This is a genomic window from Rossellomorea sp. ABR4_012 (genome assembly GCF_056159545.1).
The window spans coordinates 84432-101094 of the sequence record NZ_JBSWVK010000007.1 but is presented as its reverse complement, the minus strand read 5'-3'; the positions used below and the strand labels follow the sequence as shown (position 1 = coordinate 101094).

Below are 16663 nucleotides of genomic sequence, written 5' to 3'. Positions count from 1 at the left end.
AGTCACTTTCAATAAGTAATACTAAATTGTATCTTACTATGATGTGGAATGAAATGAAAATGAAAGACCTTTTATCAAATTGGAATCTTGAAAAAATCAAAATCAACGGCCATCAAAACAAGATAATGAAAATCACTTCCGGAGTAAATACGTTTTATTTGAAAAAGAGAAAACAAACTTCCTGCAGTGAACGTCTGGAAGAATACCGCATCACCCAGTATTTGGTTAGAAAAGGCATTCATGCAGAAACGCCACTCTTAACCAATAAAGGAGAAGCGTTCATTGCCACAGATGGAAGCTTTTATTCATTATATGCTTCCTTGGATGGGACTTCGCTCCATAACAGCAGAATGATTACTTCCGATCAATTTTTCTCGCTTGGAAGCTATTTGGCTAAATTGCATCAGGCATTGGAAAAATATCCATATAAAAAAGATACAGTTGTCTGGGATGTTTATGGGTATTTGAAAAGTTGGCTCTCAGTACCGAATCTCGCATTAAATGAATGGGCTGAAAAAGTATATGATGGGATTGAACGATATGAACTGCTATTTGAACAACTGCCTCGTCAGCTTGTACACAGTGACGTGCATTTGCGGAATTTTCTATGGAGGGGAAATGATATCAGTGGTCTTGTCGACTTTGAAAGAATCAGGCAAGCTCCCCGTGTGGGGGATATCTCCTATATCATAACGAATATTTTGAAAAACACTGAAAGCGGCCAGGTTTCCAAACATTTATCGTGGAAGATTCATCACTTTATTAATGGATACACCAGAAACCAGAAGTTAAGTGAGACAGAGCTCATTTTGATTCAGCCATTGGCCATTCTTTTCCTTCTTCAATATACGATGTTTTATGATCAAGAGGGTTATGGCGAGGCTGCCTATGATTGCATGAATAAGGTCGATGCTTTGATTAGCGATGAAGAATATATAAAATTTTGACTTACTTTTTACAAAATGAAAGGATGAAACATCATTTACCATCATAAAACTTCTTCTTCTGAGAAAAAATGAAAGCAATGAATTCTAGAAAAAAGGAGAAGGTGAAGATGATGGATGTGAATAATCAGAGTCTCCCATACGATGCAGGAGATGTGGTTTACGTGATTTACCGCAATCCCCATACTCAAACGGTTGCCAATGTTCAAGAAGCGGCAGTCGTTAAAAATCCTGAGAACCCTGAAGAATTGGCTTTGTTTTTATATGAAACCTATTATCCCCTGACAGATGATTTGGCTGTATACGCTTCGGAAACAGAAGCAGAGCAGGTATACAACCAATCATTTGGGGACCTTTAGGGGGATGAAACATGGTTAAACCGTTCATGCCGCAGCTGGTCTACTTTGAACCGGGTGCCTTAGAATATCCACTTGGGAAAGAGCTTAAAGAAAAGTTTGAAAAAATGGATGTCGAAATACGCTATACCACATCTCATAATCAGGTAAGAAATCTTCCAGGAGAGAACCATTTCCAAAAATACAGAATTGCGAAGTCCACCCTGGTTGTGGGAGTAAGAAAAACATTGAAATTCGATACGTCCAAACCATCCGCCGAATATGCCATTCCGTTTGCTACCGGTTGTATGGGCCATTGTCATTACTGTTATTTACAGACGACAATGGGAAGCAAGCCGTATATCCGGACCTATGTGAATGTAGATGAAATCCTGGAGGCTGCGGATAAATATATATCTGAACGAGTACCGGAAATGACAAGATTCGAAGCTGCGTGTACGTCCGATATCGTAGGTGTAGATCACCTGACCCATACCCTTAAACGTGCAATCGAACATTTTGGTGAGTCGGAACATGGCAAACTAAGATTTGTGACAAAGTTTCACCACGTCGACCATTTGCTCGATGCGAAGCATAATGGCAAGACAAGATTCAGGTTCAGCATAAATGCTGACTATGTCATCAAGAATTTTGAGCCTGGGACCTCACCTCTCGATAAACGATTGGAGGCAGCAGGTAAAGTGGCAAGGGCAGGATATCCACTTGGGTTCATAGTCGCTCCTATTTATATTCACGATGGGTGGGAAGAAGGGTACAGGAACATGTTTGAGCACCTGAATCAGCATCTTCCACCAGAAGCGAAAGAAGATTTGACATTTGAATTCATTCAGCACCGATTCACCAAACCTGCAAAACGGGTGATTGAAAAAAACTATCCTATGACGAAGCTTGAATTAAATGAAGAAGAGCGGCGTTATAAGTGGGGAAAGTATGGAATTGGAAAATATATTTACCAGAAGGATGAAGAACAGGAATTGAAGGACCGTCTATATTCGTATATGGAAGAATTTTTCCCTCAAGCAAAACTCGAGTATTTCACTTAATGGAAGAATAAAAAAAGGGACTGATGTCATTTGAATAAAATGATCGTCAGTCCTCTCAATTGAATTCGGGAAGGATTGTTTCAAGACTTTTTACTTTTAACGCTATTTCATCACAAATTTCCTGATACCTTGCCCATTCTTCCATTTGATTCCTTGAACGCTTACTCGGATTCGGGAGATCCCAATAAATGACTTTTTTTTCTAAATCAGATGGCAGACTGATGTCTTCATCGTATTCAGTGTCCTGGATCTTCACGATCACCGAAGCTTGATTTAAGTCAGGTATCTCTATTCGTGTACGGGGGAATGAACTAATATCAATACATAATTCTTTCATTGCAAGGACAGAAAGGTCTTGATCAGTCCCATCAATCCACCCGGCACTTTTGAAAGACCAGTTTGGAACAGAAAGTTTTTCGGCCCAGCCTTCAGCTATTAAACTGCGCTGCTGGCTGCTTGAAAGAAAGTATACAGTTTTATTCATAGCTATGTTCCTTTCTGTTTTCATGCTGTTATTACTATTTACCCAATATCATTTAAAGTATTCAATAAGATCAATGAAAGTTTCTGGAAATAATTTTTATAGGTATAAGTGATTAATAAATCCCTTATTTTATGTAATGAAACTTTTTTTACATAGTAGAAAAGATTGAAATTAGAGAGAAACTAATTTAATTTTTAAATTAATCAGTATAATGATAAAGGTAAAATCATTGAGAGGCTGTCAGGGCATATTAAATTAAATTAAAAAATGCAGGTTTGAAATTCTTATAATAAGGTAAACATCTGTAAATTATTTTGTGCAATTTTAGAAATCCTGATTTTAGTTTTTTATAAGGAGGTACATCAATGAAATTCAACTTAACAACAAAGATCATCCTTGCCCTGATTCTCGGGGCTTTGGTAGGACTGGCTCTAAATATATTTGCTAAAGATGTATTCGATATATTAGATCCTTATTTATTCACCCCGCTAGGGAAGATATTCTTGAACTTGATCAGCATGCTGGTCGTACCAATCGTGTTCTTATCCATCGTTTTGGGATCTGCCGGACTTGGAGATCCGAAAAAGCTTGGAAGAATTGGGTTGAAAACCATCGTTTACTTCTTGGTAACGACATGTATTGCCATTGTGATCGGATTGACATTAGCAAACGTCATTGATCCTGGATTAGTAGAAGGGATTGACCGTACTCAGGCAGAGGAATTTAAATCAGAGAAAGCTCCTCCAGTCGGGGAGACAATCATGAATATTATCCCTAAAAATCCTTTGACCGCCATGACGGAAGGGAATATGCTTCAAATCATTGCATTTGCCATCTTCATCGGATTGGGTCTGACTGCTTTGGGTGAAAAGACAAAAGGAATCTTGAAATTAGTCGAACAAGGTAATGAATTAATGATGTATCTTGTGACACTGGTGATGAAGTTTGCTCCGTATGGAACATTCGGCCTTATCGCATCAGCTATCGGCAGTCAGGGGATGAGCGCGCTTAAAGCGATGTGGCTGTACTTTGTCGTCGTTTTAGCTGCACTGATCATTCATGCTATCATTACGTACGGCAGTACAGTATTCTTGCTTGCCAAGAAAAATCCTCTATGGTTCTTCAAGAATTTCAGCCCTGCCATGAGTGTTGCGTTCAGTACTTCCAGCAGTAATGCTACATTACCGATATCAATGGAAGTGGCTCAGGATAGACTGAAGGTTTCGAAATCTGTAAGTTCATTCGTACAACCTTTAGGTGCTACGATCAATATGGATGGAACAGCCATCATGCAAGGTGTAGCTACGGTCTTCATCGCTCAGGTTTATGGTATCGATCTGACTCTTGAACAATTAGTTACAGTCGTACTGACAGCAGTCCTTGCAAGTATCGGTACAGCAGGTGTTCCTGGTGTCGGATTGATCCTGCTTGCAATGGTATTAAGTTCTGTAGGCCTTCCCGTCGAAGGAATCGGCTTGATTCTTGGAATCGACCGTTTGCTTGATATGGCCAGAACATCAATCAATATCTCAGGAGATGCAGCGTGTGCCCTGTTTGTTTCCGAAAGTGAGAAGAAGCGTACAATCAAGGAACAAAGAGGAGACGTTTAAGATTAAGGAGATAATCGCTTTAGTTTGCGATTATCTTCTTTTTTTAGGGAGATTTTTATTAGTTGTATTAAGAGAGTGGAATGGTGTAATATTACACTAAGTTTAAAAAAGCAGGTGTTTCAATGACAAAAGAAGAAATTATCCTCATCATTTCCGATAAGCTGCGATTAATCAGAACGGAAGCAGGTTATACACAAGATAAAATGGCGAATGTAATCGGTCTATCTAAAAAGACCCTCGTTCAAATTGAAAAAGGAAGAGTAGCTGCAAGCTGGACAGCCGTGATAGCGGTTTGTGCCTTGTTCAGGGACAATGAAACATTGACTTCAAGTCTAGGTGGAGAACCGCTCGAAGTAATTGAGACGATTGCACGTGATGGAATGGACTTTCGTAAAGAAAGAACGCTTGGCGGGAAAGTTTGGTGGAAAGAAATAAAGAAGAATGATGGATACGTCCTTCAGCAAAATTTGTTTAGCAAACACTATCGTATATTGGATCGGAATGACTATCGGATCTACAGCAGCTTTGATGAAGAAAGCTCAAACAGTCGATTTGATGAAGTTTCAACAGAGCTGATCACAAAAAAGGAGGAAGCTTGATAAAAGCTTCCTTCCTCTTTTTGTAAAGTATTCTATTACTTAACAAGCAATACACTTGCTTCACAGGAATGAGCAACTTTTTCACTGACGCTGCCAAGTACCCATTTTTTTAAGTTTGATTTTCCGGTATTCCCCACCAGAACCAAATCTGCATTGTTTTCTTTTGCATATTCACAAATTCTCTTTGCTTCTGAACCTGATAAATGAACATAGTTAATATTAAGCTGATAAGGATTTAATTTTTCTTTTACGTTTCTTAAAACCGCGTGAGAAGACGATGGCGCCGTTATTCCCTGGTTATTATCCACGGCTCTGTTAGTGTTTAATTTTTCATCGCGGGATGCAGATAGGTTTCCCATATACTGATTATCGAATCCAGGGGCTGTATCAGCCAGTGCATGGGTGGGAGTATAGTTGTCACGGGTTTCAGTCGTCCCTTTTTCCTCTGAAACATAAAGGATCGTAAGTTTTGTATCCGGTGATAATTTAGTTAACTTTAACGCTTCATCTAAAGCTTTTTTACTGCCGTCAGTTTCGTCATAAGCTACTAGTAAGTGCTTATACATGTAATCACCTCATTTGTAAGATATACGTTATTTACCCCGTTTTACTACTATTTAATCACTTATGATAAATCGCCATAAACTTCCTCTGTTTCTTACTCGTAAACCAATGAACCAAAAAGAGCAGGATAGGGGGAAGTCTATCCTGCTCTTTTTGGTTGCTTACATATAAAACTTATAATAGCTAATTGATTTTAATAAATTATTATAGCATGCTGATAATCCAGCCAATTACTACAATTGCACCAATGACCATTAGGATTGTACGTAACATGTGATTCACCTCGACTTATAGATATCAATAGTGTGTTTTTCTACTAATTACAACCGGTTAATGTATTGTTACCCGGTTGCTTTCTTCTCGAAACATTCCTCAATATCTTTTCAATGTACTTTTGATTGTGAGTCGTATTATTAGTGTGAACCTTAAATGAAAAATTATGAACGTTTTTTGGCAAGGGAATAGTCGATAGTGTGGTTTAAAGTATTATCACCATGATAAAATGGATTATATTGGTTAAAGGAGGGGTGGGATGAGTGGAAGGGTAATATTTGTGGAAGGGATCCCTGGTGCAGGGAAAACATCTACAGTCCAAATGATATCAAGAGTATTAAAGGATAAAGGTCTCCCTGTAAAAGCATACATAGAAGGGGACCGGGACCAGCCTGCGGACTATGAGGGTGTCGCTTGGCTGTCTGAAGAGAAGTTGTCTTTAATTGAAAAAAATAATAGTGAGTCAGCGAACAGCTTACAATTTTATTGTGAACCAACTGAGAATGGTGTGCTGGTTCATTATGCAAAAATGGCTGAAAGCAACCGGTTCGCTGAGAATATCATAAATGAAATCTCCCGGTATGATATCTACAACGAGGAACCTGCAACTTTTACGACGCTCTTAAAAAATAAATGGAAACAGTTCAACGAAATACTTGCTAACACGGATGATGTGTACATATTGGATTGCAGTTTGTTACAGAATCCAACTACGTTTCTGAGTGCCAGGAATGACCTGGCGAAAGATTATATCGAAGTATTCATTCTAGATCTCCTTAATGAAGTGAAAAAGTATCGGCCTTTGGTTATTTACTTAGAGCCGAATGATATCAAAAAAGCATTTGAACATGTCATGGCTGAACGTTCAGAGCAGTGGTTCAATTTCGTGAGGGACTATTATACAAAACAAACATTTGGGGTGAACCACGGTCTGGAAAATGATTTTAAAGGGGTTATGAGCTATCTGAAGCATCGGATAACACTCGAAAAATCAATTTTGACAAATGCCAATGTGGACTGGATTCATATCGAACGAGATCAATCAACATGGGAAGCTGTGAAAAGCAAAATCAAGGATGAACTCTCCAAACGCTATTAAGGGAGGATGAAAAGCCATCAGACTTCAGACGGAGGAAAAAACCACCAATAGACGCTCAACGGTCTACGGAATCTGAAGTAACATTAACATAAATTAGAAAATGGTGGAGATGATTCCTGTGAAAAAAATGATTGAAATCTTCAAGAATCCAATTTTTTTGAAGTTGTTCATGGCTAATTTGACTTCTCATATGGGAAGTGTAATTGGTCTTACTGCGTTTATGTTTTACCTTTTGGACCGCTTTTCAGACCAGCCGATGTATGCATCGATAACAGAAATGATGTATTCACTTCCGACACTGGTGGTATTCTTCCTAGTGGGGGTATTGGCAGATAGAATGGACCGGCAGAAAATTGCCTATCACTGTGATACGATTAGTGCTCTTTTAACAGTTATCTTATTAGGGGCAGTCTATATCGGATGGCTTCCATTAATCTTTGCTGTTCTCTTTCTGCGCAGCGGAGTTCAGAAATTCTTCTTTCCTGCTGAGCAAGCCATTCTGCAGGGAGTTCTTTCAAAAGATGATTATTCCACTGCAGCAGGATTGAATCAGATGGTCATGAGTTTGTTCATGTTACTAGGAAATGCCATTGCGATTTTTGTTTATTGGAATGCAGGAATATATGGTGCTCTCCTGGTAGATTTCATTACATTTGTCGTAAGTGCCATTTTGATCAAAAAATGTGTCATTCCGGAAGAGGTGCGCCAGCCGAATGGAAAGCATACTTGGAAAGACTTAAATGTCTCGTTCGTCATGAAGCACTTTAAGTCGGGTCTCGTATATATCCTGAATCATAAACTGCTTCTTTCGTTAATCAGTGGATTTGTCGTCTTTGGTATCGTTAACGGAGGGTTCTCCGTTATTCCGATATTCATTCTGAAATACAAGTTGGCTCCGGAGACGTATGAAGAATATTCAATTATTCTGGGGGTTGCTTTCGGATCGGGAGTCTTGATCGGTAGTATTGTTTCGTCGATGCTTACACAGAAATTTAAATTCTATCAATTGATCGTAGCAGGGCTCGTTATTTCAGGAACGTTCATCATTGCCGCTTCATTTGCACCGACGGCATGGCTCTTCATGATGATCGTGTTCATCGCTGCATTGGGACTTCCACTTGTAAACATTGCAATCGGGGGCTGGCTGCCGAGTATCATCGATCCAAAAATGATGGGGAGAGTACAGGGATGGATCAACCCACTGATGATGCTCTCCCAATCGATCACACTTGGTATCATCGCTTTCACATTCCCTGCAGTTGTTTCTGTAGAAATGTTATATTGGCTCGTTGGAGGCTGTTTACTCTTAGTGGGAGCTTTTTATACAGTGATTTTACCCAAGTTAATGAAAGAAGAGGAAATCAAGCCTGCAGTTGTAAATGGCTAAATAGAAATAATCCCTATGAGTGATCATAGGGATTATTTTTATTGAAGAAGCTGAATTTTACTGTGGAATAATTGTAACTACTATACCTGAACTCTCTTGCATAATAATCCTATCTAGATTAATTATTTGTTTGAAAATATAATTTTAAATGAACGTTTTGTCATATCATTCGTATTATCAATGAACGCACTGGCGGATAGAAGGGAAAAATGCGATGGAAGAGAGAGAATTAATTAAACGGGCAAAAAAAGGGGACCACGAAGCCTTTGCTTTCTTGTTTAGACAACATTATCCTTTTTTAGTGAAGTATTTGATAAAAGTGACAATGAATAAAGATCAGGCTGAAGAGCTGGCTCAGGATACAATGGCAAAAATAGTAGAGAAAATTCACCTGTACAAAGGTAAGTCCAAGTTTTCTTCGTGGCTTATCACAATCGCAACCAATCGGTATATCGATATCCAAAGAAAAAAGGGGAAAGAGAAGGACTGGCAGAAAGGAGAAGCCAGCTACCGCAGCCTTAAATGGAGTATGGAGTCAAGAAATGAAGAGTGGAATGATGTGCTGGCAGCATTATCGACTTTAGAAGATGGGGTGAGGATACCGATTATCCTTAAACATTATTACGGTTATTCCTATGAAGAAATTTCAGAGATGATTGGATTGCCACCCGGAACCGTTAAGTCAAGGACACATCACGGCATTATCCGGTTACGAAAGGAGTTGAAACTGGATGAACAACAAACATCAGCCAGATGAAGAATATGAACTGAAGCAAATCCTTACAGCCGGGATGGAGCCTTTAGAGGATGAAGTGGGAGATACAGTTCCTTCTGAGGAATGGTTTGAGCAATTCGTTCTTCAGCAGCAAAAAGATATAAAAGCGGGATTGAAACGAGACCTCCTCCTGTTTATGTTAATTGCAACCTGTCTGCTTATTATCCTTTCTCTCACACTTGTAAAATTACCAGTGCTGTTCATTCTGCTTCAAGGTATCGTATTTATAGGAGCAGCCATATTCAGCAGCCTTACGTTTTTCAAGCAGGTGAAGAAGATATGACGAAGGAAGAAATGTATCTGTTATTACTCATCATTCCCGTCCTTCTTGCTCAGAGCATCTACTTATTTCTCGATGCCAGAAAGAATGGACATCTTTATTGGTTCTGGGGATTATGGGGATTGATCCAAACGCCTATGCCGCTCATTTTTTATTTACTATTTGCAAAGAAAATTTGGAAGAAGTTCAAGAAAAGGGAGAGAATCGGATGATTATCGTAACGACTGATTATGTGCCGGGGAAGGAAGTCAAGGAATTAAAAGGATTCGTGAGAGGCAGCACTGTCCAGGCCAAGCATATTGGTAAAGATATTATTGCTGGTTTAAAAACAATCTTGGGGGGAGAAATCAGTGAATATAGTGAATTGATGAAAGAAGCCAGAAATCAGGCAATTGAAAGAATGACAGAAGAGGCTGCAGAAAAAGGAGCCAATGCGGTAATCGCCGTGAGATTAGAAACGTCTGCAGTGATGCAGAACGCCTCTGAAATTATTGCGTATGGTACAGCCGTTACAGTGGAATAATCAATTCATCTGAAACATATAGTGAATTGGGTGCACCCGCCCTGAAACACTCACATACTGTATAAAGAAAATTACTAATTAAAATAAAATTGACACAATTCAAAACCTATAGTATGGTTATTAATGGAATAAATAATAGTGAAGAAATGGAGGGTTTGTGATGATTAACGTATATACAGTTCAAGGCAAAGGAAGAGCAGCATCTACTAATTTCATATCATCACATAACCAGTAACTCCTTATTCACAATTCAAGCGGATAACAGGCACAGGTTATGATCGATAATCTGTGCTTTTTTATGTCCATTTATGGGCGTTAACAAGGCACCGTCAGGGCCACTGATGCAAATCAGCCCTGCCAAGTAAGCCTTTTAACGCCCTTTTTTATTTGGAAACAATCAATTGCCGGTGATTTCAGGTACAGTACCTGTTCACATAAATAATGACTATTTGGGAGGAAAAAAAGATGCTGAAAGTACAAAAGAAAAAGATGATGACATTGGTGGAGACAGAAGGCGGATAGTGAACGAAGATTAAGGGGGGATAAGGATGTTTAGTATTTTTAAGAAATTATCATGGTTTTTTAAAGAAAATTGGAAGAGATATACGGTTGCTATCTTCCTTTTGACGATAGTGGGGATTCTTGATGTGATTCCTCCTAAGCTCGTAGGAAATGCGATCGATGATATTCATATCGGATCGATGTCCTTCGACGCTTTAAGTAAGTACCTTTGGTTATTAGCGGGAATTACGCTCGTTTCATACGCGATGACCTACGTATGGATGTATCAATTATTTGGAGGAGCGTTCCTGGTTGAACGGAAGCTTCGATCTAACTTCATGGGTCATTTATTAAAAATGACACCGACATTCTTTGAAAAAAATCGTACGGGTGACTTGATGGCAAGGGCAACGAATGATTTGAAGGCGATTTCTGTAACTGCAGGATTCGGTGTACTGACACTGATCGATTCAAGTGTATTCATGCTCACGATCTTGTTTACAATGGGATTTTTGATCAGCTGGAAGTTAACCATAGCTGCCATCCTGCCTTTACCGCTCATGGCTTTATTGATGAAGGTGTATGGGGCAAGGATCCATAAGCGTTTCACAGAAGCACAGGACTCATTCGGGGATCTTAACGATAAGGTGCTTGAGTCCATTGCAGGTGTAAGAGTGATCCGGGCATATGTTCAGGAAAGAGCGGATGAGCGCCGATTTTCCGACATGACAGAAGATGTGTATAAAAAGAATATAGGAGTTGCAAAAACTGACTCGCTGTTTGATCCAACGATAAAAGTACTGGTCGGTTTAAGTTATTTGATCGGGCTTGGGTATGGAGCGTATCTTGTCTTTCATCAATCCATCACCCTCGGTGAACTTGTATCGTTCAATGTCTACCTTGGGATGTTGATTTGGCCAATGTTTGCGATTGGTGAACTGATCAACATCATGCAGCGGGGAAATGCATCGCTTGATCGTGTACAGGAAACGCTGGATTATGTTCAGGATGTAAAAGATCCGGAGCATCCTCAATCTGTCGGTACGCCCGAAAATGTAGCCTTCGAAGATGTCCAGTTTCAATACCCATCCTCACAGGTGAAGAATCTGTCCAATCTTAAAGTGAAAATAGGGCAAGGGGATACACTTGGAGTAGTCGGAAAGACGGGAAGCGGGAAGACGACCTTCATCAAACAGCTTCTTCGGGAATATCCTGCAGGGGCAGGTTCCCTGTCGATTGCAGGAGTTCCGATAAAGGATCTAACTCTTGATCAGGTCAGAAGCTGGATCGGCTACGTTCCTCAGGATCATGTATTATTCTCGAGAACTGTGAAAGAAAATATCTTGTTCGGGCGGCATGATGCGGATGAAAGAGACCTGGAAAAAGCGATTGAGCTTGCAGATTTCAAGAAAGACTTAGAAATGCTTCCAGACGGTTTATCCACGCTGGTGGGAGAAAAAGGAGTTGCGCTCTCAGGGGGCCAAAAACAGCGTATTTCGATTGCGAGGGCACTCATCAAGAATCCTGAAATTCTTATTCTGGATGACTCCCTTTCAGCGGTCGATGCCAAAACAGAAGCAAAAATCATTGAAAACATTCGAAATGAACGTGAAGGAAAAACAACGATCATCACGACTCATCGTCTATCGGCTGTTCAGCATGCTGATTGGATCATCGTTTTAGAGGAAGGGAAAGTGGTGGAAGAAGGGGTCCACGAGACACTTCTTGAAAATGACGGCTGGTATAAAGAGCAATTCGACCGTCAGCAGGTTGAAGATTCCTCACTTGAGGAGGTGGGCGTATGAAAGTCGGAAGAAGACTCGTAGACTATGCGCTATTATATAAAAAAATCATCATAGCAGCCCTGCTGATGCTGACCGTTTCTGTGGCAGCAGAGCTTGCCGGCCCTTTCATCGCCAAGAAAATGATTGATGATCATATTCTTGGGATAGAAGCGGCATGGTATGAAACCGAAAAAGGAAAAGATGCCGTATCCTATAAAGGAGAATGGTATAAAAGAGAACAGTATTTCAGCAGTGGTGAACAAATGGGGGAAGAAATAAGAATCCTTCAAGTCGGAAGAGAATTTTATTTTATCCCTGCTGCCATTTCGTTTGATGGTGAACGTAAATTCCAAAATGGCACAATGATCATCACAAAAGGAGAAGAAACAGAAGCTTATCCTGCTCAAAAAATAAATGGTGGTGAGCTGTTAGACTTTTATAATCCTGAAATTCCAAAGATTATCAAATTGCTCGCCTTTTATTTTGGGCTGTTGGTGGTTGCGTCCTTCTTTCAGTATGGTCAGCGGTTTTATCTTCAAAAAGCTGCCAACAGAGTCATCCAGAAAATGCGGAACGATATCTTTCAGCATATCCAGAAGCTGCCGATCCGTTATTTTGACAATCTGCCGGCAGGGAAGGTAGTTGCCCGGATTACAAATGATACGGAAGCGATACGAGATTTATATGTGACCGTACTATCAACATTTTTCACAAGTACAATCTATATCATCGGTATTTACATCGCCCTGTTCATTCTGGATGTGAAGCTGGCAGCAATCTGCCTGATCTTGATTCCGATACTCGTCATCTGGACATATTTGTACCGGATCTATGCATCAAAATATAATCATATTATCCGGTCGAAGGTCAGTGATATCAACGCGATGATCAATGAATCGATCCAGGGGATGAACATCATTCAAGCTTTCAGCAGAGAAAAGCAAACAAGCGGCGAATTTGAAGAATTGAACGGTACTCATTATAAATATCAAAATAAGCTGCTCAGCTTGAACTCCATGACATCTCATAATCTTGTCGGAGTATTGAGGAATATTACGTTTGTGGCATTCATCTGGTATTTTGGAGGAGGGGCGATCGGGGTCGGGTCTGTCGTGACTCTGGGTGTCCTCTATGCATTTGTCGATTACATCAACCGATTATTCCAGCCAGTGACTGGAATTGTCAATCAGCTTGCTAACCTGGAACAGGCACTTGTAGCAGGGGAACGCGTTTTCAGGCTGCTGGATGAAGACGGAACGAAGGTAGCCGATGATAAAATGACGCGCTACCAAGGGAATGTCAACTTTGATCACGTGTTCTTTGGCTACAAAGAAAATGAATATGTTCTAAAGGATATAACATTCGAAGCAAATCAAGGAGAAACCGTAGCTCTAGTCGGACACACGGGATCGGGAAAAAGTTCAATCATGAATCTATTATTCCGTTTCTATGATGCAAATGAAGGGAAAATCATGATTGACGGCCAGGACATTAAAGATATTCCTTATCAGACGATACGTGAGCATATGGGGATCGTCCTGCAAGATCCGTATTTGTTTACCGGAACAATTGCATCCAATGTCAGCCTTGATGATCCAAGGATTTCAAGGGAAAAGGTGGAAGAAGCCTTAAAGGCGGTAGGGGCAGAAAAAGTATTCAAGAACCTTGAAAAAGGCTATGACGAACCAGTTATTGAAAAGGGCAGCACCCTTTCATCCGGTCAGCGTCAGTTAATTTCATTTGCCCGTGCGCTTGCCTTTAACCCGGCAATCTTGATACTCGATGAAGCAACCTCGAGCATCGATACCGAAACCGAGGCCGTAATTCAGGAAGCAATGGAAGTATTGAAAAAGGGAAGAACTACTTTTATCATCGCTCACCGTCTATCCACGATTAAGAACGCGGATCAGATTCTCGTCTTAGATCGCGGAGAAATCGTTGAAAAGGGTAATCATGACGAACTCATGAAAACCAGAGGGCGATATTATCAAATGTATCAGCTACAGCAAGGCTCATCATCAGATTTAGCAGGATGATAAGAGATAAAGCATCTGACTATTTGTCAGGTGCTTTTTTTAAGGCTCTCTTTTTCAAGATCTGCTAATAACAAATCCCGACTCTATTATGTACAAATTGAGCGTGCATCAATTCCTTGCAGATAAAATCAGCAGTATCAAAAATCGAAATGCTTTTACCGTTCGCAGGGAGTGTATTTTTCTGAACACGGTAAGTGCCAAGTCGCTCCCCGTCAGGAAGATAAGTCGGGCAAACAACCGTCCAATCAAGTCCTGAAGAATGAAGCATCAGAAATGTTCTGAGATGATCCTCTGCAGCGATTGAACTTCTTCTCTTCGATTCACTGGATTGGAAACGGTATAAATGGGGTTCTGTCCTTGAGTTCAGTATCCCGGCCGTCCCGCACGTAATAATGCGGCTAACCGCATTACACCTCATTGCTTTTAAAATTAGCGGCATGCTTCTCGATAACACATCTTCCTTATCGGTGTTCAAACAGCTGATCACAGCATCACAACCTGAAATTGTATTGAACACATCTTCTTCATTTAGCACATCCCCTATCACTAAAAGCTCTCTTGATGAGTCTTTCTGAACAGAATCCCTGGTTAATCGGTGAATAGTATGATTTTGTTTTGCGTTTTCGTAGACGACCGAACCAACTCTGCCGGTACTGCCAAATAGAGCAAGTTTCACTATGTTATCCCTCCATAATCAACTCATTATCCACATGCGAAAGTAGCCTTTCCGTGGAATCTGTATCCACATTCATATATTTGGTTAGATTAAAAGTATACCAAAGGAAAGAGCATCAATGAAAAAAATCTCGAAATTAAGATTTTTTCATTGACTTTTTTTCCGTATCGTTTTATGATGACATTCGTGATACTTAATTCCGATAAGAATAGTGGGGGTTTAAACATGAAAAAATGGAAATTATCAGTTATTCTGCTGCTGGCTCTTTCAATGGTGCTTTCAGCATGCGGACAAACCAAAGATAAAGAATCAGGCGGGGATTCAGAACAGTCCCTTTACGATAAAGTGAAAGAAGAAGGCAAGCTATTAGTAGGGACTGAAGGAACATATCCTCCATTCACATTCCACGATGAATCTGGAAAGCTTACTGGCTTTGATGTGGAAATCGCACGCGAAGTTGCAAAACGCCTTGGTGTAGAAGCTGAATTCAAGGAAACTCAGTGGGATGCGATGTTTGAAGGGTTGAACTCAGAACGGTTTGACATGATCGCTAACCAAGTGGGGATCCGTGAAGACAGACAGAAGAAATATGACTTCTCAAAACCATATATTGAATCAAGTGCAGTGGTTGTCGTTTCGAAAGATAACAATGATGTAAAATCTTTCAAAGACATCAAAGGACTTACTTCGGCTCAATCGCTGACAAGCAACTATAGAGATATCGCAGAGGAAAATGGTGCAGTCATTCAAGGTGTGGATGGACTCGCTCAATCAATCCAGCTCCTTGAACAGGGACGTGTGGATGTAACAGTGAACGATAAAATTTCGATTCTTGATTATATGAATAAACAAAAAAATGCCAACATCAAAATCGCTGCTGAAGCAGAAGATGCAGGACAAAGCGGCTTGATGTTCCGTAAGGGCAATGACAAATTAGTGGAAGAAGTCAATAAAGCGTTAGAGGATATGATGGAAGACGGCACGTACGAAGAGATTTCTAAAAAATGGTTCGGTGAGAATGTATCTCCTGAGTAGTATCTTTCAAAATCCTGAAGAAATGTTTGATATATTACAAAGCTCCCTGCTTCCGATGATAAAGGGAGCTTTGTATTATTCTATCCCTCTAACGCTCATATCATTTACTTTAGGATTGATAATCGCTGTATTCACTGCTTTAGCGAGACTATCAAGTGTCTCCATTTTAAGAGGCATAGCGAGAGTTTATGTATCAGCGATCAGGGGAACTCCCCTTTTGGTACAGTTGTTCATTATTTTCTTTGGGCTCGGTTCACTCGGTATAGAATTCCTTAAATTAGAACCATTCCCTGCTGCAGTCATCGCTTTTTCCTTGAACATGGGGGCCTACTCTTCTGAAATCGTGAGAGCTGCCATTCAGTCCATTCCAAAGGGACAATGGGAAGCAGGGTATTCAATTGGAATGGGTTATTCCCAGACGCTGAAACGGATCATCCTGCCACAGGCGACAAGGGTGTCCATACCGCCTTTATCGAATTCATTCATCAGCCTTGTTAAAGATACGTCGCTTGCCTCATTGATCTTCGTAACGGAAATGTTCAGAAAAGCACAGGAAATCGCAGCAACGAATTATGAGTTTCTTCTCATGTATATGGAAGCTGCATTGCTATACTGGATTATCTGTTTTATCTTATCCATCATACAAGGACGAATAGAAGCAAGGTTAGATCGCTATATAGCAAAATAATGAGTA

Annotated in this window: 18 protein-coding genes; 15 read left to right on the top strand and 3 right to left on the bottom strand. The window is 40.2% G+C overall.

The genetic code is table 11. The features are described 5' to 3' along the window. The first annotated feature begins 53 nt into the window (after positions 1-53). The 3 genes from ACXAFV_RS21155 (at position 54) to splB (ending at position 2343) form a co-directional block, all read left to right on the top strand. A complete protein-coding gene (locus ACXAFV_RS21155; protein ID WP_475129380.1) occupies positions 54-947 on the top strand; it encodes a phosphotransferase enzyme family protein in 894 nt (297 codons plus the stop codon). Positions 948-1057: 110 nt separating this feature from the next. Next, the gene (locus tag ACXAFV_RS21150) at positions 1058-1303 is read left to right on the top strand and encodes a transcriptional regulator SplA domain-containing protein (protein WP_475129491.1); all 246 of its coding nucleotides are present in this window, start codon (positions 1058-1060) and stop codon (positions 1301-1303) included. Positions 1304-1314: 11 nt separating this feature from the next. Beyond that, entirely contained in the window at positions 1315-2343 is a 1029-nt protein-coding gene (splB, locus tag ACXAFV_RS21145) for a spore photoproduct lyase (RefSeq protein ID WP_475129379.1), read from the top strand. Positions 2344-2398: 55 nt separating this feature from the next. Here splB and ACXAFV_RS21140 read toward each other — a convergent pair whose 3' ends face one another. Next, positions 2399-2827, bottom strand: a complete 429-nt coding sequence (locus ACXAFV_RS21140) for a low molecular weight phosphatase family protein (protein ID WP_475129378.1) — start codon at positions 2825-2827, stop codon at positions 2399-2401. Positions 2828-3192: 365 nt separating this feature from the next. Here ACXAFV_RS21140 and ACXAFV_RS21135 point away from each other — a divergent pair, with 365 nt between their 5' ends. Beyond that, on the top strand, positions 3193-4437 hold the full coding sequence (locus tag ACXAFV_RS21135) for a dicarboxylate/amino acid:cation symporter (RefSeq protein WP_475129376.1): 1245 nt from the start codon (positions 3193-3195) through the stop codon (positions 4435-4437). 122 nt (positions 4438-4559) lie between these two features. Further along, positions 4560-5036 carry a helix-turn-helix transcriptional regulator gene (locus ACXAFV_RS21130; protein ID WP_475129375.1) on the top strand — a complete coding sequence of 159 codons (477 nt, stop codon included), beginning with the start codon at positions 4560-4562 and terminating at the stop codon, positions 5034-5036. 35 nt (positions 5037-5071) lie between these two features. On the opposite strand, the gene ACXAFV_RS21125 is transcribed toward ACXAFV_RS21130, so the two are convergent. Further along, positions 5072-5602 (bottom strand): universal stress protein, encoded by a 531-nt coding sequence (locus ACXAFV_RS21125; RefSeq protein ID WP_475129374.1) that lies wholly within the window; start codon positions 5600-5602, stop codon positions 5072-5074. 530 nt (positions 5603-6132) lie between these two features. On the opposite strand from ACXAFV_RS21125, the gene ACXAFV_RS21120 reads away from it, so the two are divergent. From ACXAFV_RS21120 to ACXAFV_RS21085, 8 genes are all read left to right on the top strand, one after another. Next, positions 6133-6972 carry a P-loop NTPase family protein gene (locus ACXAFV_RS21120; RefSeq protein WP_475129372.1) on the top strand — a complete coding sequence of 280 codons (840 nt, stop codon included), beginning with the start codon at positions 6133-6135 and terminating at the stop codon, positions 6970-6972. 118 nt (positions 6973-7090) lie between these two features. Continuing rightward, positions 7091-8359, top strand: a complete 1269-nt coding sequence (locus ACXAFV_RS21115) for an MFS transporter (RefSeq protein ID WP_475129371.1) — start codon at positions 7091-7093, stop codon at positions 8357-8359. A 214-nt stretch (positions 8360-8573) separates the two neighbouring features. Then, entirely contained in the window at positions 8574-9116 is a 543-nt protein-coding gene (gene sigY / locus ACXAFV_RS21110) for an RNA polymerase sigma factor SigY (RefSeq protein ID WP_475129370.1), read from the top strand. Next, a complete protein-coding gene (locus ACXAFV_RS21105; protein ID WP_475129369.1) occupies positions 9091-9417 on the top strand; it encodes a YxlC family protein in 327 nt (108 codons plus the stop codon). The genes sigY and ACXAFV_RS21105 overlap by 26 nt, the downstream gene beginning before the upstream one ends. After that, positions 9414-9626 carry a sigmaY antisigma factor component gene (locus ACXAFV_RS21100; protein WP_475129368.1) on the top strand — a complete coding sequence of 71 codons (213 nt, stop codon included), beginning with the start codon at positions 9414-9416 and terminating at the stop codon, positions 9624-9626. Before ACXAFV_RS21105 ends, ACXAFV_RS21100 begins: the two co-directional genes overlap by 4 nt. Then, positions 9623-9937, top strand: coding sequence for a YbjQ family protein (locus ACXAFV_RS21095; RefSeq protein WP_475129366.1), 315 nt, complete (start codon positions 9623-9625; stop codon positions 9935-9937). The genes ACXAFV_RS21100 and ACXAFV_RS21095 overlap by 4 nt, the downstream gene beginning before the upstream one ends. 548 nt (positions 9938-10485) lie before the next feature. After that, a complete protein-coding gene (locus ACXAFV_RS21090; protein WP_475129365.1) occupies positions 10486-12243 on the top strand; it encodes an ABC transporter ATP-binding protein in 1758 nt (585 codons plus the stop codon). Continuing rightward, positions 12240-14258: an ABC transporter ATP-binding protein gene (locus ACXAFV_RS21085; protein ID WP_475129363.1), complete on the top strand. Its 2019-nt coding sequence runs from the start codon at positions 12240-12242 to the stop codon at positions 14256-14258. The genes ACXAFV_RS21090 and ACXAFV_RS21085 overlap by 4 nt, the downstream gene beginning before the upstream one ends. A gap of 64 nt (positions 14259-14322) precedes the next feature. Here the strand turns inward: ACXAFV_RS21085 and ACXAFV_RS21080 are convergent, their stop codons facing one another. Beyond that, a complete protein-coding gene (locus ACXAFV_RS21080; RefSeq protein ID WP_475129361.1) occupies positions 14323-14934 on the bottom strand; it encodes an NAD(P)-dependent oxidoreductase in 612 nt (203 codons plus the stop codon). 225 nt (positions 14935-15159) lie between these two features. Here ACXAFV_RS21080 and ACXAFV_RS21075 point away from each other — a divergent pair, with 225 nt between their 5' ends. Both ACXAFV_RS21075 and ACXAFV_RS21070 read left to right on the top strand, forming a co-directional pair. Continuing rightward, positions 15160-15969 (top strand): amino acid ABC transporter substrate-binding protein, encoded by an 810-nt coding sequence (locus tag ACXAFV_RS21075; protein WP_475129360.1) that lies wholly within the window; start codon positions 15160-15162, stop codon positions 15967-15969. Further along, positions 15953-16657, top strand: a complete 705-nt coding sequence (locus ACXAFV_RS21070) for an amino acid ABC transporter permease (RefSeq protein ID WP_475129358.1) — start codon at positions 15953-15955, stop codon at positions 16655-16657. The genes ACXAFV_RS21075 and ACXAFV_RS21070 overlap by 17 nt, the downstream gene beginning before the upstream one ends. The last annotated feature ends 6 nt before the right edge of the window (positions 16658-16663 follow it).